Genomic DNA, 19,062 nt, shown 5'->3' on the forward strand with positions numbered 1-19,062 from the left:
GCCGGCCCGCCTCACCCGGGGGAACCGAACCGACCCACCGTCCGACTCCTCCAGAGACGCGCCCGATCCGAGCGGCGCTGTACGTCCTGCTTCGGAGAGGCGGCCGATGGACACACCCCGAGACTCGTCATCGCGCGTGCGCGCGGTGCTGCGGACGCCGACGCCCCTCGCCTCCTTGTGGGGGTTCCTCCTCCTGCTGGCTGTGGTCTTCGTGGGGTCGTACGCGCTCGGAGCGGCCGTGGGGCCGATCGGGCCCGGAACGCGCCCGCCCTCGACGAGCGGTACCGGTGGCGAATCGGCGCCGGAGGACACGCACGACACGCGGCACACGCACTCGGGAGACCACCGGTGACGGCCGAACCCCTGGCGATCCTGGTGACGACGGACCTGGTCGTCAGCGGCATGACGTGTGCTGCGTGCGTCAACCGGGTCGAGAGGAAGCTCTCCCGGCTGGAAGGCGTCACAGCCACCGTCAACCTGGCGACCGGACGGGCCCGCGTGAACCATCCTGCCGCGGTTTCGGTCGATGACCTCGTCGCGACCGTCGAGAAGGCCGGCTACACCGCCGCGCTCCCCGAACCGCCCGTCGAACGGCGGCGCGGCCCCGAAGCGAAGCCCCCGGACCCGGACCCGGAGCGCGAAAGGCTCGTGATCACGGCGGCCCTGGCTCTGCCGGTACTGGTCCTGTCCATGGCGTCGGCGCTGCAGTTCCGCAACTGGCAGTGGCTGTGCTTCGCGCTGGCGGCGCCGGTGGCCGTGTGGGGAGCGTGGCCGTTCCACATGCGTGCGCTGCGTGGACTGCGGCACTCGGCGTCGACCATGGACACCCTGGTGTCGCTCGGCGTGGCGGCTTCGTTCGGGTGGTCCGCGTATGCGCTCTTCCTCGGTGGCGCCGGGGACCCGGGGATGCGGATGCCGTTCACCCTGACGCCCTCGGCCGCGGAGGGCATGGCGCACGTCTACCTCGAAGCGACCGTCGGAGTACCGCTGTTCGTGTGGGCGGGCCGTGTCCTGGAGGCTCGGGCCCGGCGCGGGACGGGGGCGGCGTTGCGGTCACTCGCCGAACTGAGTGTGAAGGACGTGTCGGTACGCGAAGAGGACGGCGAACGTCTCATCCCTCTGGGGCTGTTGCGCGTCGGACAGTCGTTCGTCGTGCGCCCCGGCGAGCGCGTCGCCACCGACGGCGAGGTGGTGGAGGGCAGTTCCGCGGTCGACCTGTCCCTGGTCACCGGGGAGAGCGAGCCGGTCGAGGTCGAGCCGGGCTCCGCGGTCGTCGGAGGCTCGGTCAACGTCGTCGGCCTGCTGCTCGTACGGGCCACTGCGGTCGGCGCGGACACGCGCCTCGCCCGCATCGCCCAGCTGGTGACCGAGGCCCAGACCGGCAAGGCTCGGACACAGCGGCTGGCCGACACGGCGGCCGGCGTGTTCGTCCCCGTGATCCTGGCCCTGGCCGTCGGCACCCTCGGATTCTGGCTCGGCACCGGCAGTGATCCGCAGGCCGCAGTGACAGCGTGCGTCGCGGTCCTGGTCGTGGCCTGCCCGTGCGCGCTGGGCCTCGCGACGCCGACGGCGCTTCTGGCCGCGTCCGGCCGGGGCGCCCAACTCGGTGTTCTGGTCGGAGGCCCGAAGGCCCTGGAGGGACTGCGGCACATCGACACCGTCGTGCTCGACAAGACCGGCACACTCACCTCGGGTCGGATGAGTGTCGTCCGTGTCAGCACCGTTCCCGGTGGCCTCGACGCGAAGGCCGTCCTGCGGCTCGCCGGGTCGGTCGAACAGGGATCGGAACACCCGCTGGGTCGGGCGATCGTCGCCCACGCCCGGCGCACGGCGACCGAATCGGCTCTGCCGAGCGTCGCCGACTTCCGCGCCCTGCCGGGCCGGGGCGCGCGCGGCGCGGTCGACGGCAGGCTGGTGATCGTCGGCGCACCGGACGGCGAGTTGCCCGCCGCGCTCGCGGACGCGCTGACGTCCGCCGAGGCCGGTGCTCGTACCGTCGTCCTGGTCCGCGTCGACGGGGAGGCCGTGGCCCTGATCGAGATCGGGGACGCCGTGCGCCCCGGGAGCCATCGCGCCGTGGACACGCTCCGCCGCCTCGGCGTGCGCCCGGTCCTGGCCACCGGCGACGCGAAGGCGCCGGCCCTGGCGGTGGCCGCGGAGCTGGGTATCGAGGAGGTCCACGCCCGCTGCACGCCCGAGGACAAGGCAGCCCTCGTACGGGCGCTGCGCGAGCGGGGACATCGGGTCGCCGTCGTCGGCGACGGGATGAACGACGCCGCCGCGCTCGCCGCCGCGGACCTGGGCATCGCCCTGGGCAGCGGCACCGACGTCGCCATCGGGGCGGCGGACGTGACGCTCGTGCGGACCGGCGTCGAGGCCCTGGCCGACGCCGTCCGCCTCGCCCGGCGGACCCTGGGCACGATCCGCGCCAACCTCGTCTGGGCCTTCGGCTACAACGTGGTGACCGTGCCCCTGGCGATGGCCGGCCTGCTCAACCCGATGGTGGCGGCCGCCGCGATGTCGGCGAGTTCGGTCCTGGTGGTCGGCAACAGCCTGCGGCTCCGCGCCTGGCAGCCCTCGGCAGCAGCTCGGCGCGGGACTCGTTGACGTCACCGGCCCCGTCGGGCCCGCCTCGCGTCGTACGCGAAGGCGGGCCGACGGCGGTTCCGCCCCTCAGCAGATGCCGCCGCCCCGGCCGCTGACGTCTTCACAGATCTTGAACTTGGCGCTGGTGCCCTTCTCCGCGGTGTTCCCTGCGGCCACCCGCCCCTTCATTGCTCGCCGGGTCCTTCTGCTGGGCCAGGCCGCCAGGTGCCGGGCGATGACCACCCGCGGCGCCCGCAACCGGATCGGCTGGGCCGTCCAGTTCGGCACCCCTGACCTCCCCACTGCTCACCGACTCCGAGTTGTCACTGGGCCACAAGCTCTGGCGAGCGTTGAACGATCCGCTCCTCAGGGACGCCGAAGTTCATTGAAGATCCACTCGCTTCGATCCCACCATGGGCACATTGAAAATGGTCGTCGTTTTCATATACCTTCGTGTCGAACGCCCTCGACACCTCAGGAGATCCCGATGGCCGTCCCCAAGCGGAAGATGTCCCGCAGCAACACCCGCCACCGCCGGGCCCAGTGGAAGGCCACGACGACGCAGCTCGTCCCGATCACGGTCGACGGCTCCGTGTACCAGGTCCCGCAGCGGCTGGTGAAGGCCTACGAACGCGGCCTGCTGCGCCCTGAGGGCTGAGCCGGACGACCGACACGAAGCCCGCCCCGCTGCCTGTCACCGTCCTGTCCGGGTTCCTCGGAGCCGGCAAGACCACCCTCCTCCACCACGTGCTCGGCAACCGCGAAGGCCTGCGGGTCGCGGTCATCGTCAACGACATGAGCGAGGTCAACATCGATGCCGCGCTCGTACGCGGCGGAGAGGCGGCGCTGTCACGGCCCGAGGAGCGGCTCGTCGAGATGACCAACGGGTGCATCTGCTGCACCCTGCGCGACGACCTGCTGGAGGAGGCGGACCGGCTGGCCCGCGAGGGGCGCTTCGACTAACTCCTCATCGAGTCCAGCGGGATCTCCGAGCCGATGCCGGTGGCGGCCACGGTCTCTTTCCCGCGCGGCGACGGCGCCACCCCGGGCGACCTGGCCCGGCTCGACACCATGGTCACCGTCGTGGACGCCGCGAACTTCCTGCCGGAACTCACCAGCGGCGACGAACTCGCCGCACGCGGACTCGACCAGTACGAGGACGACGAGCGCACCGTCAGCGATCTCCTCATGGATCAGATCGAGTTCGCGGACGTCATCGTCCTCAACAAGCTCGACCTCCTCGGGCCGGCGCAGGTCTCCCGACTGCGCGCGACTCTCTCGCGGCTCAACCAGGAGGCCCGGATCGTTCCCGCCATCCGCGGGAAGGTGACCCTTGAGCAGGTACTGGGCACGGGCCTGTTCGATGTCGAGCGCGCACAGCAGGCCCCGGGGTGGGTCAAGGAGCTGAACGGCGACCATGTCCCGGAGACCGAGGAGTACGGGATCTCCTCGCTCGTGTTCCGCTCGGACCTGCCGTTTCACCCCGACCGGCTGTGGGCCTTCGTCACCAAGGGCCTCGGCAACGGAACCTTCGGACAGATCCTGCGCTCCAAAGGCTTCATCTTGCTCGCCAGCCGCCCCCGCGTGACTAGCCTCTGGTCCCCAAGCCTGCGCCGCCGCCCGCTTCGAACCATCGGGAACCCGCGCACCGGGCACCACGCAGAGCCAGGAGCTCGTCTTCAGCGGCACAGGCCTGCGCGCCGACGCCCCGCGGGCGGCCCTCGAAACCTGCCCCCTCGGCCCGGGCTAAGCCGTGCCCGCCCTGGACGACTTCCCGGCTTGGGAGACGTAAGGCATCGACGACGCCTGCGAGCACGAGCACGCCGACCCGGAGGCGGCCTGAAGACCAAGATCCGGGCCATTGACGGACCAAGGCCCGCCCGATGTCCGCCATCGGCATCGTTTTCGCTGGTCAACGAAGTCCTGAGCTGTGTACCACCAGCACACGAAGAAGGTGCTGCGTGACCTCGGCCGCGAGCACCCGCGACCGAGGTCGTGATCACGACTTCGACGTTGGTGCAGGTTTGCCCGCCGACGTCGACAGGCGGTTGCGTGATCCCGCGGTTCTTCGAACCCGCAGGCGTCATGGAAGCGGCATCACCCGGATCCGATCGCCGACGCACCGGTGCGCGACCGCGGCCTCGCGTCGATAATTGCGCCATGATGCGCATTCGCAAAGGGCATCCGCCGACGCCCTGACCCGACGCACCATCAGGAAAGTCGGCATCAGTCCGCACGAAGCCGCCCTCGGGCGCCACGAACCGCCGAGATCAACAATTGCACCTACGCGCCCCTGACCTGCAAAGACCCTGCTCAGCGACTTGCCTGCTCATCTCACCAGGAGGTATCCGCGAGGATGCTCGGCTTCGTCCGTGATGGCACCCTCCGCGAGGACTGCGTCGTCAACGGCGCCGTCTCCGATTCCTGGGTCTTCGGCCTCCTCCGCCGCGCGTGGCACCCGACGGCCACGCCGACGGTCGGCCGCTAGGGCCGAGAACTGCCCGCCTTTCGGTCCGCAATCCCCACCGAGGTCACCGTGGGCCGGTCCGGCGAGCTCAACGTCTTCGCTTGCCCCATCGATCCCGACCATCCACACCGCTGGAGCGTCCAGTGGCTCGTCGGGTCCGCCTGGAGCGGCAACATTCTCATCGGCGTGCGCGGGTGTTGTCGCTTCTCGGGTTCTGGCTCAACTTCTATGATTCCGACGTCTCGATCGCGAGATCGGCTCGTCGCACGCGCGGAAGCAGCAGGCCAGGGGGATCACCCCGGCCCTCCACCGGAGACTTTCGGCGGGGAGGTACGAGGTTGCGAATGCACCTGTCGAAGCCCGACATCGACTTCCCGACCGGCGACGCTCCCACCGAGTTGCAGATCGTGGCTTGGGCAGCCAGTGCATGGACGGTGGGTGCCGTCCAGAAGCGGTGGGCTGTCGCGAATCCCGGCAGGTCGACGGCCACGACCTCGCGTTCACGAGCTAGCAGGTCGATGGCGGGTGCCCAGGCCTCCCGGTCAGACGGCGGATCACGACAGGACCGGGCCGCTGCCGCGACGGCTGCTGACGAGCTGGACATTCGACATACCGGGATTGAACGGCGATGGGTGGTATCGAGCGAGTTGGTTGGGGGTTGCGCGCATCGGGCGGGTGTCCACACCCGTCGATCGGCCCACGCCAGCGCTTCTTGCCAACAGCTTGGACTCAGCCCTGCGACGTGATGTGGTTGATGACCGCGGTGAAGTCATCAGTCGGCGAGAAGTCCACGTATTCGCAGTCCTCGAGGGCCACGGGGGCGTGTCCGGGCGGCCAGTAGAACGCCTGTCCCGCCTCGTAGACCTCCTCACCGTCCTTCGTCACCATCTTCAGCCGGCCCTTGAGCATGTACCCCCAGTGCGGGCACTGACAGAGATCATCGGTCAGTCCCTTCAGAGCCGGCCGCAGGTCCGTCCCCTGAGGCAGCTGCACGAAGGCCACGGACAGGTCTCCGCCGACCGCTCGCGTACGGAGTTCGACGCCTCCGCCCTCGATTGCGACTGGTGTGTCCTGTCGGGTTGTCCCGGTCATGGCTGCCTCGCTTCGTTCGTACTGCGGCCGTGTGCCTCGCTTCCAGGCTGGCCCCGGCGGTCGGGGCTCGCCAGGCGGGCCCACGGGCTGCCGACCCCATCCCCCTCCCGACTCTCCACTCGCCACGATCCAGCTCTGGCCGGCATCTGCGCCAGGACGGATGGAGTCGCTCCGCTTCGACGTGGAGCCGTACAACATCCACACCACAGTGAACGGCCAGCAGCCCGGCGACCCCGCCGAACTCGCCCGCGCCCTGCTGACCATCGCCGACCAGGAAGAGCCGGGCGAACGCGGCGATGTACACCAGCGCCGCGACCTTCTCGTGGTTGCCGGCCTCGCGGCATGAGCGTCACCGGGCCAAGCTGACCTCTCGGCGCGGAAGCGTGCTGTGGGCGCCGGTGCGAAGCGCCGGTTCGTGTTCGTCGACCGACTTCTGGCCGCCCTCGTCCATCTCCGTCACGGTGCCACTCATGACGCGCTGGCCTGCTGGTTCGGAGTCGTCCGCTCCACCGTCACCCGGGCCATCGGCGAGGTGCGGCCGTTGCTCGCCGAGCGGGGGTGCACGATCAGCCCCGGCGTCCGGCTGCGAACACTGACCGAAGTCATCGACCACCTCGGCGCCAGTGTGCAGACCGGGATCATCGACGGCACCGAGATCCGAGTCGGCCGGCCGGCCGCTGGACGCAAGGACCGGGACACGTTCATCTCCGGGAAGAGCAAGCAGAACGCCGTCAAGACCATGGTCCTCACCGACCAGAACGGGCGGGTGCTGTTCTGCAGCCCGGACAGGCCACCCAGACGTAGCGGAGGTCGGTCGGTCAGCTCGCCGCCCATACCGCGTCCCTGATCAGGTCGGCGACCCGTGTGGGCTCGGAGAGGACGACGGCGTGGGAGGCGTCCGGAAGTTCGACGACGACGGCTCCTGCCCGTGCGGCGCCGAAGCGCTGGACCTCGGGACTGATCGTGCGGTCCGCCCCGGCCACCAGGGCCCAGGACGGTTTGGACCGCCACGCCGCCACGGACGCGGTCTCGGTGAAGGCAGCTGTGGCGAGCGGGCGTTGGGTCGCTGCCAGAGCACCGGCGACGTCCTCGGGCACGTCCGCCGCGAAGACGGAGGGAAAGGCCGTCTCCTCGATGGTGACCTCGACCGCCGAGTCACCGTCGAGGAGCGGGTACGTCCACTCCTTCAGGTTGCCCGTCAGGGGGGATTCGGGAAAGCTCGCCTGGAGCCGGCCTAGGCTCTCGCCCTCGTTGGGCACGTAGGCGGCGACGTAGACCAGCGCGACGACGTTCTCCGCGGTGCCGGCCACGGTGATCAGCGCACCGCCGTAGGAGTGGCCGACGAGTACGGCCGGGCCGTCGACCTGCGCGAGGACGGAGGTGAGGTAGGCGGCGTCCGATGTCAGCCCCCGCAGCGGGTTCGACGGAGCGATCACCGGGATACCGCTGCTCCGCAGTTCCGAGATGACGCCTATCCAGCCTGTCGCATCGGCGAAGGCGCCGTGTACGAGGACGACGGTGGGGTGGGTCATGCGAGTTCTCTTCTCGGTGTCGGGCCACGTGTGGGGCGTCGTCACGACGGGCAGGTCGCGGCCCGGAATTCGGCAAGAGGTCCGTACGATGGTTACTCACGGTAGAGCCGTGGAAGTGGCTCCTCTTGTACGTGCGCGCAGCCGCGCTGTCATGACAGCGCACACGCGCCTCAGCGGCTTCACTCGTCCTGGGCGCCGGCGGTCGTCGTCGCGAAGGCCGAGGTCGCCAGCGCCTGCCATTCGCTGGGGCTCATGCCATAGGCCCCGCGGAACGTGCGGCTGAAGTGCGAGGGGCTGCTGAACCCCCAGCGGTGGGCCACCGCGGCCATGGTGATTCTCCGGTTGGAGCGGCCCAGCTCCAGCCGGCAGAACTCAAGCCTGCGCTGCCGCACCCATTGGCTCACCGTGCTGCCGTCGTTCTGGAAGAGCTTCTGCAGGTACCGGACGGAGATGTGGTGGGCGCGTGCGATCGACTCCGGTGAGAGGTCCGGGTCCATCAGATGTTCCTCGATGTAGCCGTGGATACGGGACAGCATCTCGTTGACGGTCCCGGACGCGTCATCGGCCTCGTCCGTCGTGTCCGCTTCGAGGAGCTCCATGACCAGGACGGAGAGGAGGTGTACGGCCGTCCGGGCACGTCGGTCCCCGATCATGGACCGGCGGAACTCCTCCTTGGCGGCGAGCGCGGTCAGGAAGTCGGACGCCAGCGCCCCGATCCCCTCCCCGCCGCGTACGGGTACGCCAAGCACCCGGTTCAGTTCCGACTCCGTGACGCCCAGGTAGCAGCGGGGCACCCGGAAGAAGATCATCTGGCAGTCTTCTCCGAACTGCAGCAGATGCCGTCGGGCCGGGTCGCAGAAGACCAGGTCGTTCGGCTCCAACAGGGTCTTGGTGCGCTCGTGGACAACGGTGACGGGCCCACGGACATGGACGCCGAGGTAGACGTGGGTCCGGTCGTTCGTGTCCGGCACCTCGGAAAGCATCTGGACCAGCCTCCCCGAGCGGGAGGAGGACGAGGTCGAATCGGGCGCTTGCCGGGGCGCCCGTTCGGGCGCACGTGACATCAGTGTGAGAGGCATGGGGATTCCTAGCCGTAGGTGCGTGCGGGCGGAGGGCGGATTCACGCCCCGTTCGCCGGCTCCTCGGCCAGGAACTTCTCCACCACGGCATTGAAGGCCGGCGGGTTCTCCAGGAAGGGGAAGTGCGAGCTCGCCACGTCCGAGGCGAAGACGTGCAGGCGTGCGCCGGGAATCCGCTCGGCGACGAAGCGCTGCGAATCGGGGTGCACATGGCTTCCCTCGCAGCCGATCACCAGGGTCGGCACATCGATGCGGGGAAGCACGTCGCGCCAGTCCTGCGCGCAGTGGTCGAACAGCAGCGGTACGCCCGCGTAGGCGGGTGTCGACCGGATCTCCTCGCCGACGAAGGCCAGCACCTCGGGGTCGGGCTCGCCGGAGAACATGCCGCGCACGAAGTCGGCGCGGACCGTGTCGCCCTCCGGCCCCGCGAGGGCCGCACCCAGGTACAACAGCCCCGACACATCGAAGATGGCACCGGAGTCCCGCTGTTCCCGCTCGGTCATCCAGGGCACGGCGGCGACCGCCGCGGGCTGGTCGACGGCGACGAAGCGCCGGATCCGTCCGGTCCCGTACAGGTCGATGAAGCTCCACCACACCGAGACGCCCATGGACCAGCCCAGTGCGTCGAAGCGGTCGAGACCGAGATGGTCGACGAGTTCGAGCACATCGCGGGAGAGCCGGGCGATGCGGTAGCCGTGCCGCGGCTTGCCGGACTTCCCATGGCCGCGGAGGTCGACGGTGACGACGCGACGGCCGGGCGCCAACCCCTCGATCTGGTGGCGGAACATCGCCTGCGTCTGCCCCCAGCCGTGCAGCATCACCAGCGGGACGCCCTCGCCGCCGGTGTCCTGGTACGCGAGCCGTGCGCCGTCCGTCGTGATCAGTTCCTTCATGACCTCTCCCCTGGTCAGAGGGCGGTACATCGTTCCCGCCCGTCCCGAACATCATCGAATGGGGCCCGCCGCCCGCACCACCGCGAGCTGTAGGAATCGGGCCGTGGATCCTCCTCGCTTTGTCGAAGCGAGTCCGTGGTCAGACGGCCCCGTCGCCGCCCGGCGCGAGGAGTTCCTCGATCCTGAGGCCGAGGTGGAGAGTGAGCCGGTCGGCGCCGTCGTCGAGGTCGAGTCCGGTGATCTCCTGGATCTGGCGCAGGCGGTAGTAGAGCGAGGTGCGGTGGATTCCCAGCGTGTCCGCGGTCCGGGGAATCGATCCCGCGTGTTCGAGGAAGCAACGCAGGGTGTCCCGCAGGCGGTCGCCGCCATGAGTGTCGCTCAGGGTACGGAGCGGCTTCGGGACCAAAGACGCGTTCAGGGCGTGCTCGGGAAGCTGGAGCAGCACCGCGAGCTCCCCGAGCAGCTCCCAGTCACCGGCGCTCTTCAGGGTGGGCAGTCGGCGTGCCGCGCGTGCCGCCACGAGCGCCTGCTCGTACGACGTCCATGCGTCGTCCAGACTGGAGTGCCGGCCGCCGACGCCGATCACGGGGTCCGCCGACGGGCCCAGGAAGGTGCGGAGTTCGTCCAGGATGCGAGCGGACTGTGCGGTGATCTCGTCCTGGCCGGGTGGGCGGTCGCGCAGCTGGAGCAGTGTCGCCCGCTCCTTGCCGATCGCGACGAGGCCCTGGGCGGAGCGCGTCTGCCGGAACCCCTCCAGCGCCCCCCACAGGGCCGCCTCGGACTGCCGCACGAGCTCGGTCGCGCAGCTCAGCTGGACGACGGTGACCAGGACGTGCTCCGCCGCTCCGAGCAGTCCGAGTTCCCTGCCCCGCCGCCGTGCGGTGGTGCGGGCGGCGACGTCGGTACCGACGAGTTCGAGGACCAGGTCCCGCTCGTCGGCCTTCGGGGTGTCGGCGGCGATGTGCTCTCCGTGCATCTGGGCGGCCATGGCGTCCGCGGCCCGGGCGATGGCACGCGTCTCCTGCTCCCCGAGCGCCTTCTCGGGCACGACCACCATGAGCAGCCCGAGGAGATGCCCGCGCTCGCGCAGCGGCACGACGTAACGGGGCAGCAGCCCGAGATCGTCACGGCCGTCGACGAATCCGGCTCTGGACCACTGGGTCACGCCCTGGGCGAGGATGTAGCGGATGGTCGCGTTGTCGGCGCGGCCCTGCAACAGGGTGCCGATGCGTACCGGGTCCTCGTCGCCGAAGTGGCGGCTCGTGCAGACCAAGCGGACCAGCGGGTCATCGACGGCGACGGACCGGCCGAGCCGCTCCGCGAGCTCGTCGACAAGCGCCTGGAGCTCGGGGCTGCCAGGGCGGGCTCGCTGGAGCCTTACGGTCATGCGCTGTTCCTCTCTCGACCAACTGTCCCCGCGAACTTCTCCATTCCGCGGCTCTTGATCATTCTGAGGAAGCGACGACGTCGGCACATCACACGAATCGTCCATTGCCCTGAGGCCCGCATGGGATCCGAAGCGACTACTCTCCGCTGTCGCGGTCCTTCACCAGCCGGGTCAGCTCCCCGCGCGAGGTGACGTCCAGCTTGGTGAAGGCCCGGCGCAGGTGCGAGCTCACCGTGTGCGGCGAGAGGGAGAGGTGCTCGGCCACCTGTTGGTTGGTCAGCCCTTGAGCCACGAGCCGTACGACCCGTATCTCCGCGGCCGTCAGCTCGGGCCACGCACCGGGGTGTCCGGCCGTCGAGGGCCGGCGGCGGACACCGGCGGCCCGCAGGCGCCGGCGGACGCGTGCGACGTCCCGCTCGGCGCCCGCTCGCGCGTAGAGCGCGAGGGCCGTGTCGAAGTACGGCACCGCTTCGGACGTGCGGGTGGCCGCCAGCTTCCGTCCGGCGTCCTCCAGTGCCGACGCCCGGGCCAACGGCCGAGGGCAGTCCTCGTACAGCCGGACGGCGCGTACGAGAGGGGTGAGGTCGTTGTCGAGGAGCCCCCGGGCGTGCGCGGCAGTGGCGGCCAGGAACGTGAGGTCGGGGTTGAGCACGGCCAGTCGCTCGGCCAGGGCCACTGCCTGCGCGGCCCGTTCGTGCGCGCCGGCACGCAGCGCCAGGCGGACGAGGACCGGGGCGTCGGCCGGGTCGACCAAGCCGGCGTAGGCCGGCCGGTCCGCGGCGGGCGACGTCATCACCTCGTCGAGTTCGGCCATGGCACGGTCGGGGCGGCCTTCGAAGTCGGCCATCAGTGCCAGCATCCAGGAGCCGAAGTGCCGGACGACGGGTGCACCGTCGCTCCGCATGCGCCTCGCCTCCGCCGCGTACGCTCGCGCGGTCTGCTGGTCGTTGGTGTGGAGGGCGACGCGCATCATCACGTACCGGAGCGTGACGTCGGCGAGGTTGCCCGGGCCGAGATCGTCGGTCGTCGCGGCCGCGGCTTCGGCGTCGGCCCGGGCGTCCGCCAGCCGTCCGGCCTCCAGAAGGATGCGGGAGCGGGTCATGAGCCACATCCCGGTGGCCGCCGTCCGGCCCTGCTCCCTGGTGATCCGGATGCCGTCCTCCGCGGCGGCGAGCGCCTCCGCGGAGCGTCCGGTGGTGTTCGACAGGAGAGCGTGCCACAAGGCCTCCGGAACCCACAGCGAGGTGCTGACGCCCAGGGCGTCGGCCAGCGCGGCGGACCGCTCGGCCTGCCGGAACGCCTCGGTCAAGTCCATGCGGTGGAAACTCACGGCCGAGCGGACCGTCGTCAGCGTGGCCTCGGCGGAGCGGTCCCCCGCTGCCGCTGCGGTCTCCCACGCCTCCGCGGCGACCTGCTCGGCCGCCGAGTGGTCGCCCGACATCGACAGGCCGACAGCGAGCATGGCGAGCAGTCGCCCCCTCAAGTCCACGGGGATCCCGGGCAGTGCCGACCCGGCGCGGGCCTGGCGGACCGCCTCGGAGAAGTCGAACGGTACGGCGAGGCGCGCCAGGGCAAGGCGTATGCGCGCCTCGTCCTCTGGTCCGAGAGCGCCGGTCGCCAGGGCGGAGGCCCCCAGCTCACGCGCCTGGGCGGCCCGGCCCGTCTGCCAGAGCAGCGGGATCGTCTCGGCGATGACCCGCGGCCGCTCCGGAGCGTCCGCCGTGGTGAGCTCCAGGGCCTTGAGACTGCGTTCCGCGGCGGGACCGGGAGCGGTGGCCGCGAGTTCGGCCGCGGCGGTGCGCAGCCGGTCGGCCTCCGCCGCGTCTCCCCGCCCCGCTCTCCCGGCCTCCGCCGCACCTGCCGGTGCTCTCCCGGCCGGCGGCCCGGGACGCTCGACGGGGGAGGTCGCGCTCCCCGGCGGCAGCTCGGCGGCTTGACCACGCAGGGCTTGACGCAGGGGCAGGGGGAGGCCGGCTTCCACTGCCTCGCGGATCAGGTCGTGGCGGAAGGCGAGGTGATCGCCGCTTTCGATGAGCAGATCGGCGTCGAGGGATTCCCGTACCGCTGTGATGAGCGCCGCCGAGGACCTGCCGAGCAGTTCGGCCAGCAGCGCGACGGTGACCGGGCCGCCCACGGCGGCCGCCGTCTGCACCAGCGCCCGTGCCTCGTCGGACAACTGGTCGAGGCGGCGCACGACGGAGGGGAGTTCCCGTGGGGCGGGGGGTCCGGCCGACAGCCTGGCCGTGCCGCTCTCGATCGTCACTGCCTCCCGCAGCGAGCCGAGCAGCGCGACCAGCAGCTGCGGGACCCCTTCGGCGCGACGGACGACGCGGAGGACGTCCGGGCCGGGAGCGGCGCCGAGGACGTCCTCGGTGATCCGTGTGGTGGCCTGGTCGTCCAGCGCTCCCAGCGCCAGCTCGTGTGCGCCTGCCTGCCGGATCCTGTCCAGGGTCGTGCGCACTCCCGACGGCACACTGCCGCCGCGCACGGCGACCAGCCACAGGATGGCGTGCGACGAGAGTCCGGCCGCGAGGGTGTTGAAGGTGAGAAGGGTCAGATCGTCGCACCATTGGAGGTCGTCGAGGACGACGAGCAGCGGGCCGTTTCGAGCCGTCTCCCGCAGGCGGTCCCCCAGTTCCTGGAGCAGCCAGAAGCGCTGGCCGGGGGTCGTGGCGAGGTCCCTGAGGCGGACGGCGCCCGACAGCGGTTCCTCGCCGGAGAGCAGACCGTCGAGGAGCGGGCCGAGCGGCACGAACTGTTCGTCGGGGTCCGCCGCTCCCTCGAACACCCTCGTCCCGCGCCGCCTCGCGGCTGCCGCGGCCTCCGCGAGGATCCTGGACCTGCCGATGCCGACGGGGCCTCCGAGGCGGATGATCCCGCCTTCGCCCCGGTCGAGCGCGTCGAGCCGCGCCTCGATGAACGCCAGTTCGGCGTCCCTGCCGCGGAGGGGCGTCCGTACACCCCCGAGTTCCTCGGGCACGGTCCTTGTCGTCACTCGGTTCACGCTCATACGGCGCAACAGTATGAACCATATGAACCACCCCGCCGTCGCCCGGCCCGAGGGGCCCGTCTCAGTCGAAGCGCAGGTCGGCGAGTTGCCGTTCGAGGACGGTGATGTCGTCCTCGGGCTCTTCACCGACCGGGCGGGCCGCCATGAGCGCGGCGAGCTCGACGCCCGCCCGGCGGACGCGGCCCGGCAGGCCGTCGGTGTACTCGTCTCCCCCCGAGCCCCAGTCCTCGGAGGCCGCGAACACGGCGGTGGGGACGACGACGGCGCGGAGATGGGCGAAGAGCGGGCGCACGGCGTGCTCAAGGACCAGGGAGTGGCGGGCGGTACCGCCCGTCGCCGCGATCAGGACCGGCTTCCCGGTGAGGGCGTCCGGATCGATCACGTCGAAGAAGGACTTGAAGAGACCGCTGTAGGAAGCCGCGAACACGGGAGTCACCACGATCAGGCCGTCAGCCGCCGTCACCGCGTCGATCGCGGCGCTCAGTCGCGGCGGCGGAAAGCCGGTCACGAGGTGGTTGGCGATGTCGCCGGCCAGTTCCCGCAGCTCCACGACCTCGGTCGACGGCGCCTGCCCCCGGGCGGCGAGTTCGTCGCGGGCCGCCTCGGCCAGCCGGTCCGCGAGCAGGCGGGTGGAGGAGGGGGTGCTCAGCCCCGCGGAGACGACGATCAGCTTCATGCGGCGGACACCTCCCGGACAACTCGGAGCGACGTGTGCGTGGGGGCCTCCGGCACGTCGGACGGACGCCCCTTCGCGAACTCCCTCCGCAGGACGGGCACGACCTCTTCGCCGAGGATGTCCAGCTGTTCGAGGACGGTCTTCAGAGGCAGGCCCGCATGGTCCATCAGGAACAGCTGGCGCTGGTAGTCGCCGACGCTCTCCCGGAACGACAGGGTCCGCTCGATGACCTGTTGGGGAGAGCCCACCGTCAGCGGGGTCTGCTCGGTGAAGTCCTCCAGCGACGGGCCGTGGCCGTACACGGGAGCGTTGTCGAAGTAGGGACGGAACTCCCGTACGGCGTCCTGGGAGTTCTTGCGCATGAAGACCTGTCCGCCCAGGCCGACGATGGCGTCCTCCGGCCGGCCGTGGCCGTGGTGCGCGAATCGACGCCGGTAGAGCTGCACCATGCGCCGGGTGTGGTCGGCCGGCCAGAAGATGTTGTTGTGGAAGAAGCCGTCGCCGTAGAAGGCGGCCTGCTCCGCGATCTCGGGGGACCTGATGGATCCGTGCCAGACGAAGGGCGGTACGCCGTCCAGGGGGCGGGGTGTCGAGGTGAAGGCCTGGAGCGGCGTACGGAACGTGCCCTCCCAGTCCACGACGTCCTCGCGCCACAGCCGGCGCAGCAGCGTGTAGTTCTCCTTGGCGAGGTCGATGCCCTGGCGGATGTCCTGTCCGAACCACGGGTAGACCGGGCCGGTGTTGCCGCGCCCCAGCATGAGGTCGACCCGGCCGTCGGCCAGGTGCTGGAGCATCGCGTAGTCCTCGGCGATCTTCACCGGGTCGTTGGTGGTGATCAGCGTCGTGGACGTGGACAGGATCAGCTTCTCGGTGCGTGCGGCGATGTGGCCGAGCATGGTCGTCGGCGACGACGGGACGAACGGCGGGTTGTGGTGCTCGCCCGTCGCGAAGACGTCCAGGCCGACTTCCTCGGCCTTGAGGGCGATGGCGACCATCGCCTTGATGCGCTCGTGTTCCGACGGAGTACGGCCGTTGGTGGGGTCGGGGGTCACGTCCCCGACGGTGAAGATGCCGAACTGCATGGGGTGTCTGCTCTCCTGAGCTCGTCCGGTTCCCGCGCCGGGGATCCGGAGGCCGGGGGGACGCCGGGGGCTCCGGCGTCCCCGGCGGGTCAACGGTGCGGCGTCACTTCGCCAGGAAGGCGAGGAGGGCGGTGTTGACCTCCTCGGCGTGGGTCCACAGCAGACCGTGCGGGGCGCCCTCGATCTCGACGTAGTCGGCCGACGGGAGCGCCTTGTGGAACGGGCGCGCCGTGCCCTCGGCCGGCAGGATGCGGTCGGCGGTGCCGTGCAGGATCAGAGCCGGCACGTCGACGGCGGGGATGTCGGCGCGGAAGTCGGTGTACCAGGTCGCCGGCGCGGCGGACGCGGCGAAGGAGCCGCCGCGGGCTGCGGTGTTCCAGCTGTTGCGGACGGCCTCCTCGCTGATGCGGGTGCCCAGGTTCTCGTCGAGGTTGTAGAAGTCGTTGAAGAAGGCCGTGTAGTAGGCGTAGCGGTCGGCCTTGACGGCGGCGACGACGCCGTCGAAGAACTCCTTCGGGGCGACGCCGTCCGGGTTGTCGTCGCTCTTGAGCAGGCAGGGCTCGAGCGAGGCCAGGAAGGCGACCTTGGCGACGCGGCCGGAGCCGTACGTGGACACGTAGCGGGCGACCTCGCCGGTGCCCATGGAGAAGCCGACCAGGACGGCGTTCTTCAGGTCGAGGGTCTCCAGCACGGTGTTCAGGTCGGCCGCGAAGGTGTCGTAGTCGTAGCCGATGGTCGGCTGGGAGGACTGTCCGAAACCGCGGCGGTCGTACGTGATCACTCGGTAGCCGGCGTCGAGGAGCGCGGCGCTCTGGCGCTCCCAGGAGTGGCCGTCGAGCGGGAAGCCGTGGATGAGGACGACGGGCTGACCGGCACCCTGGTCCTCGAAGTACAGCTCGATGGGGTTGGTGTTCTCCTGGCCCACGGTGATGTACGGCATGGGGATGCTTCCTCGATTCGGGTCGGCTGGTCCGCGCGTCGAAACGGCGCGGTATGCCCGTCACGCTAGGACCGGTCCTGCACCTCCTGTTGCCGTACAACGCACCACACCTTGCACGGGGGCGCAGAGGGCACTCAGCCGCCGGCGGCTGTTCCGGCGTCGCCCTCCGCAAGCACGATCCGGGCCAGATGGACCGGATCGAGCGCACCGAGAGCTTGCGGAAGATCGACGCCAGATGAGTGTTGACCGTGTGCGGGGAGACGACGAGGGCCTCCGCGGCCGACCGGTTGGTGTGGCCCGCGGCGATCAGCCGGGCGACCTTGCGTTCCGAGGCCGTGAGCGCGTCCCAGCCCTGGCCGGGGCGCGGCCGGAGACCTCCGGTGCGCCGGCCGGAGCGGCTGGTGGCCCGTTCCAGATCGGCCCGGACCCGGTCGGCCTCGACATCGGCCCCCGCCTGGGCGTAGATGTCGTGTGCCCTGGTCAGAGCGGGTGTCGCGGCGGGGTCGCCCGCTGTGAGGAGTGCGCGCCCGAGGTCGGCGGACGCGGAGGCGAGGGGCAGCGGCCGGGGGCCGGTGAGGAGGATGCGGACCGACCGCTCCAGGAGTCCGGGGTCGGCGTTCGCCAAGGCGGAGGCGTGGGCGGCCACCCCCTGGGCGGTCGGCGCTCCGGGGTTGCGGGTGGCGTGTTCGACAGCCTGGGCCGCGAGGTCCTCGGCCAGGTTCCGGTCCCCGCCGCGCAGGGCGATCCGCACGGCCTGGACGACATGGGGGCGCAGCAGCCGCCACCGGAGGAAGGGATGGTCCCGCTGCACGGATCGGACCAGTGTGGCCGCTGCCGCGTGGTCGCCGTCGGCGTCGGCGACCAAGGCCTCGAAGTACTGGTGCGTGGCGTGGTTGCCCGTGTTCGGCCGCTCGGCCACGGTCGCCCGCACGACGTCCAGGTGTTCCCGCACGGCCTCGCGGTCGCCGCGCAGCATCGCGAGGAGGCCGCGGTTGACACGGATGTTGACCAGGTTGCCGGGCACGTGGAGGTCCGCTTCGAGCCGCTCGGCGGTGACGAGGTCGGCGTCCGCGTCGTCGAGCCGGCCGAGCCCCATGTTCAGGGTTCCCTGGACCCAGCTCAGCATGGCGGGGCGCAGGGGAGCGTCGCCCGTCGTCCGGAGCAGTCGCCGTACGGTGTCGAAGTCGTCCATGTGGATCCGGGCGACGGCCTCCTCGGGCAGGAAGGCCGCGTCGAACACGCTCAGCGCCGTGTGGTGTTCGACGGCGGCGGCGCAATCTCCCGCATTGAGGGCGATCTCGCCGAGGCCCCACAGCGCGAGGACACGGGCCTCCCGGTCACCGGACCGCTCCGCCTCGGCGAGCGCCCGTTCGCCGGTCTCGCGAGCGGCCCCGAGGTCGCGCCCGCGGGACCGGGCGAGGGCCTGCCGGGCGGTGAGCCGGGCGCGGATCGTCGGGTCGGTGACGGCTGCCAGTGCTGCCGCCGAGCGGCGGGTCAGCTCGTGGACGTCGTCGAGGTGCCACAGCGTGTCGCCGAGTACGGACTGCAGACGGGCGAAGACGTCCAGGGGCGGCTGCCGGGCGAGCAGCCTGTCGCCGGTATCCCGTGCCTGGGTGTACCGGCCCGCGCGGGTCAGCGCGACGATGGCCTGTTGTCCCACGTCGAACACCATGGGCGCATGGGGCGGTACGAGTTCCAGGGCGCGTACGGCCAGGTCGGCGGCGAGGTCGGGCATCACGGCGATCACGTCCGCGGCGGCCGTGCCGAGCAGCCCGATCGCCTCCTGGTCGCCGGGTTCGGCGCTCTTCAGCAGATGCGGGACCGCGTCGGTGGAGCTCCGGCCCGCCGCGACGAGCCGGCTCGCGGCCTCACGGTGGAGCGCCCGGCGTACGGAGGGGGCGAGATCGGCGTACACCGCCTGACGGAGCAGGTCGTGGCGGAACAGGAGGCGTTCGCCGTCGTCGTGGAGGAGGGCGGCGGCGATCGCCTCGTCCACTTCGGCGCTGAGTCCGGAGGCGGGCCGGCCGCACAGGGCGGCGGCGTCCGCGAGCGAGAACGCGCGGCCGAGGACCGAGCCGATCCGCAGGAAGTGGAGGGTGTCCGGCCGTAGGTCGGCCAGCCGGTCGCGTACACCGAGGACCAGCCGCTCCGGCGGCTCCGGCGCGTCCGCGCCCGACGCCGCGATGCCCGCGAGCATCTCGGCCGCGAGGAAGGGGTTGCCTCCCGCCCCGTCGAGCAGTTCCGCGACCTGCGTCGGCACGTCCCCGCCGAGAACGTCCCGTGCCAGGTCGGCCAGGGCCGTGTCGGACAGCGGCCGG

General features: G+C 71.1%; 15 protein-coding genes and 3 pseudogenes. 7 read left to right on the plus strand and 11 right to left on the minus strand.

Features of this window, described 5'->3' with window-relative positions; translation table 11 throughout:
• The first annotated feature begins 402 nt into the window (after positions 1–402).
• On the plus strand, positions 403–2,607 hold the full coding sequence (locus tag OG462_RS06445; protein WP_406066390.1) for a heavy metal translocating P-type ATPase: 2,205 nt from the start codon (positions 403–405) through the stop codon (positions 2,605–2,607).
• A gap of 66 nt (positions 2,608–2,673) precedes the next feature.
• On the opposite strand, the gene OG462_RS06450 is transcribed toward OG462_RS06445, so the two are convergent.
• A complete protein-coding gene (locus tag OG462_RS06450) occupies positions 2,674–2,874 on the minus strand; it encodes a hypothetical protein (protein ID WP_406055317.1) in 201 nt (66 codons plus the stop codon).
• A gap of 199 nt (positions 2,875–3,073) precedes the next feature.
• Between OG462_RS06450 and rpmF the strand changes: the two genes are divergently transcribed.
• The 3 genes and pseudogenes from rpmF to OG462_RS06465 form a co-directional block, all read left to right on the plus strand.
• Positions 3,074–3,244, plus strand: a complete 171-nt coding sequence (gene rpmF, locus OG462_RS06455; protein WP_406055319.1) for a 50S ribosomal protein L32 — start codon at positions 3,074–3,076, stop codon at positions 3,242–3,244.
• Positions 3,241–4,378, plus strand: a pseudogene (locus OG462_RS06460) (GTP-binding protein). The gene rpmF and the pseudogene OG462_RS06460 overlap by 4 nt, the downstream one beginning before the upstream one ends.
• Positions 4,379–4,945: 567 nt before the next feature.
• A pseudogene (locus tag OG462_RS06465) lies at positions 4,946–5,074 on the plus strand (GNAT family N-acetyltransferase); the annotation flags it as partial.
• A 708-nt stretch (positions 5,075–5,782) separates the two neighbouring features.
• On the opposite strand, the gene OG462_RS06470 reads toward OG462_RS06465, so the two are convergent.
• Positions 5,783–6,145, minus strand: a complete 363-nt coding sequence (locus OG462_RS06470; protein WP_406055321.1) for a hypothetical protein — start codon at positions 6,143–6,145, stop codon at positions 5,783–5,785.
• Positions 6,146–6,305: 160 nt separating this feature from the next.
• Here OG462_RS06470 and OG462_RS06475 point away from each other — a divergent pair, with 160 nt between their 5' ends.
• Together OG462_RS06475 and OG462_RS06480 are read left to right on the plus strand one after the other, a co-directional pair.
• On the plus strand, positions 6,306–6,491 hold the full coding sequence (locus OG462_RS06475) for a hypothetical protein (protein WP_406055323.1): 186 nt from the start codon (positions 6,306–6,308) through the stop codon (positions 6,489–6,491).
• Positions 6,492–6,533: 42 nt separating this feature from the next.
• On the plus strand, positions 6,534–6,992 hold the full coding sequence (locus OG462_RS06480; RefSeq protein ID WP_406055325.1) for a transposase family protein: 459 nt from the start codon (positions 6,534–6,536) through the stop codon (positions 6,990–6,992).
• On the opposite strand, the gene OG462_RS06485 is transcribed toward OG462_RS06480, so the two are convergent.
• The 9 genes and pseudogenes from OG462_RS06485 to OG462_RS06525 all read right to left on the minus strand — a co-directional run.
• On the minus strand, positions 6,964–7,677 hold the full coding sequence (locus OG462_RS06485; protein WP_406055326.1) for an alpha/beta fold hydrolase: 714 nt from the start codon (positions 7,675–7,677) through the stop codon (positions 6,964–6,966). The two genes, OG462_RS06480 and OG462_RS06485, sit on opposite strands and share 29 nt — an antisense overlap.
• 179 nt (positions 7,678–7,856) lie before the next feature.
• The gene (locus OG462_RS06490; protein WP_406055328.1) at positions 7,857–8,660 is read right to left on the minus strand and encodes a helix-turn-helix domain-containing protein; all 804 of its coding nucleotides are present in this window, start codon (positions 8,658–8,660) and stop codon (positions 7,857–7,859) included.
• Positions 8,661–8,797: 137 nt separating this feature from the next.
• Positions 8,798–9,649, minus strand: coding sequence for an alpha/beta fold hydrolase (locus OG462_RS06495; RefSeq protein ID WP_406055330.1), 852 nt, complete (start codon positions 9,647–9,649; stop codon positions 8,798–8,800).
• 139 nt (positions 9,650–9,788) lie between these two features.
• Positions 9,789–11,036, minus strand: a complete 1,248-nt coding sequence (locus OG462_RS06500) for a PucR family transcriptional regulator (protein ID WP_406055332.1) — start codon at positions 11,034–11,036, stop codon at positions 9,789–9,791.
• Positions 11,037–11,172: 136 nt separating this feature from the next.
• Positions 11,173–14,046, minus strand: a complete 2,874-nt coding sequence (locus OG462_RS06505; protein WP_406055334.1) for a helix-turn-helix transcriptional regulator — start codon at positions 14,044–14,046, stop codon at positions 11,173–11,175.
• 61 nt (positions 14,047–14,107) lie between these two features.
• A complete protein-coding gene (locus OG462_RS06510; RefSeq protein ID WP_406055336.1) occupies positions 14,108–14,722 on the minus strand; it encodes an FMN reductase in 615 nt (204 codons plus the stop codon).
• Positions 14,719–15,804, minus strand: a complete 1,086-nt coding sequence (locus OG462_RS06515; protein WP_406055337.1) for an LLM class flavin-dependent oxidoreductase — start codon at positions 15,802–15,804, stop codon at positions 14,719–14,721. The genes OG462_RS06510 and OG462_RS06515 overlap by 4 nt, the downstream gene beginning before the upstream one ends.
• A gap of 103 nt (positions 15,805–15,907) precedes the next feature.
• Positions 15,908–16,744, minus strand: a complete 837-nt coding sequence (locus OG462_RS06520) for an alpha/beta fold hydrolase (protein ID WP_406055339.1) — start codon at positions 16,742–16,744, stop codon at positions 15,908–15,910.
• 253 nt (positions 16,745–16,997) lie between these two features.
• Positions 16,998–17,495: pseudogene (locus OG462_RS06525) on the minus strand (LuxR family transcriptional regulator); the annotation flags it as partial.
• Here OG462_RS06525 and OG462_RS06530 point away from each other — a divergent pair.
• Complete coding sequence (locus OG462_RS06530; protein WP_406055341.1) at positions 17,427–18,854, plus strand: hypothetical protein; 1,428 nt, start codon at positions 17,427–17,429, stop codon at positions 18,852–18,854. The pseudogene OG462_RS06525 and the gene OG462_RS06530 overlap by 69 nt on opposite strands.
• The last annotated feature ends 208 nt before the right edge of the window (positions 18,855–19,062 follow it).

The organism is Streptomyces sp. NBC_01077 (genome assembly GCF_045162855.1).
Taxonomy (GTDB): Bacteria; Actinomycetota; Actinomycetes; order Streptomycetales; family Streptomycetaceae; genus Streptomyces.

Bases quoted from the DNA above. Each gene is read 5' to 3' on its own strand.
- rpmF (WP_406055319.1), top strand. From the start codon at position 3,074: ATGGCCGTCCCCAAGCGGAAGATGTCCCGCAGCAACACCCGCCACCGC.
- OG462_RS06500 (WP_406055332.1), bottom strand. From the start codon at position 11,036: ATGACCGTAAGGCTCCAGCGAGCCCGCCCTGGCAGCCCCGAGCTCCAG.
- OG462_RS06490 (WP_406055328.1), bottom strand. From the start codon at position 8,660: ATGCTTTCCGAGGTGCCGGACACGAACGACCGGACCCACGTCTACCTC.
- OG462_RS06475 (WP_406055323.1), top strand. From the start codon at position 6,306: ATGGAGTCGCTCCGCTTCGACGTGGAGCCGTACAACATCCACACCACA.
- OG462_RS06520 (WP_406055339.1), bottom strand. From the start codon at position 16,744: ATGCCGTACATCACCGTGGGCCAGGAGAACACCAACCCCATCGAGCTG.
- OG462_RS06470 (WP_406055321.1), bottom strand. From the start codon at position 6,145: ATGACCGGGACAACCCGACAGGACACACCAGTCGCAATCGAGGGCGGA.
- OG462_RS06505 (WP_406055334.1), bottom strand. From the start codon at position 14,046: ATGAGCGTGAACCGAGTGACGACAAGGACCGTGCCCGAGGAACTCGGG.
- OG462_RS06515 (WP_406055337.1), bottom strand. From the start codon at position 15,804: ATGCAGTTCGGCATCTTCACCGTCGGGGACGTGACCCCCGACCCCACC.
- OG462_RS06495 (WP_406055330.1), bottom strand. From the start codon at position 9,649: ATGAAGGAACTGATCACGACGGACGGCGCACGGCTCGCGTACCAGGAC.
- OG462_RS06445 (WP_406066390.1), top strand. From the start codon at position 403: ATGACGTGTGCTGCGTGCGTCAACCGGGTCGAGAGGAAGCTCTCCCGG.
- OG462_RS06510 (WP_406055336.1), bottom strand. From the start codon at position 14,722: ATGAAGCTGATCGTCGTCTCCGCGGGGCTGAGCACCCCCTCCTCCACC.
- OG462_RS06485 (WP_406055326.1), bottom strand. From the start codon at position 7,677: ATGACCCACCCCACCGTCGTCCTCGTACACGGCGCCTTCGCCGATGCG.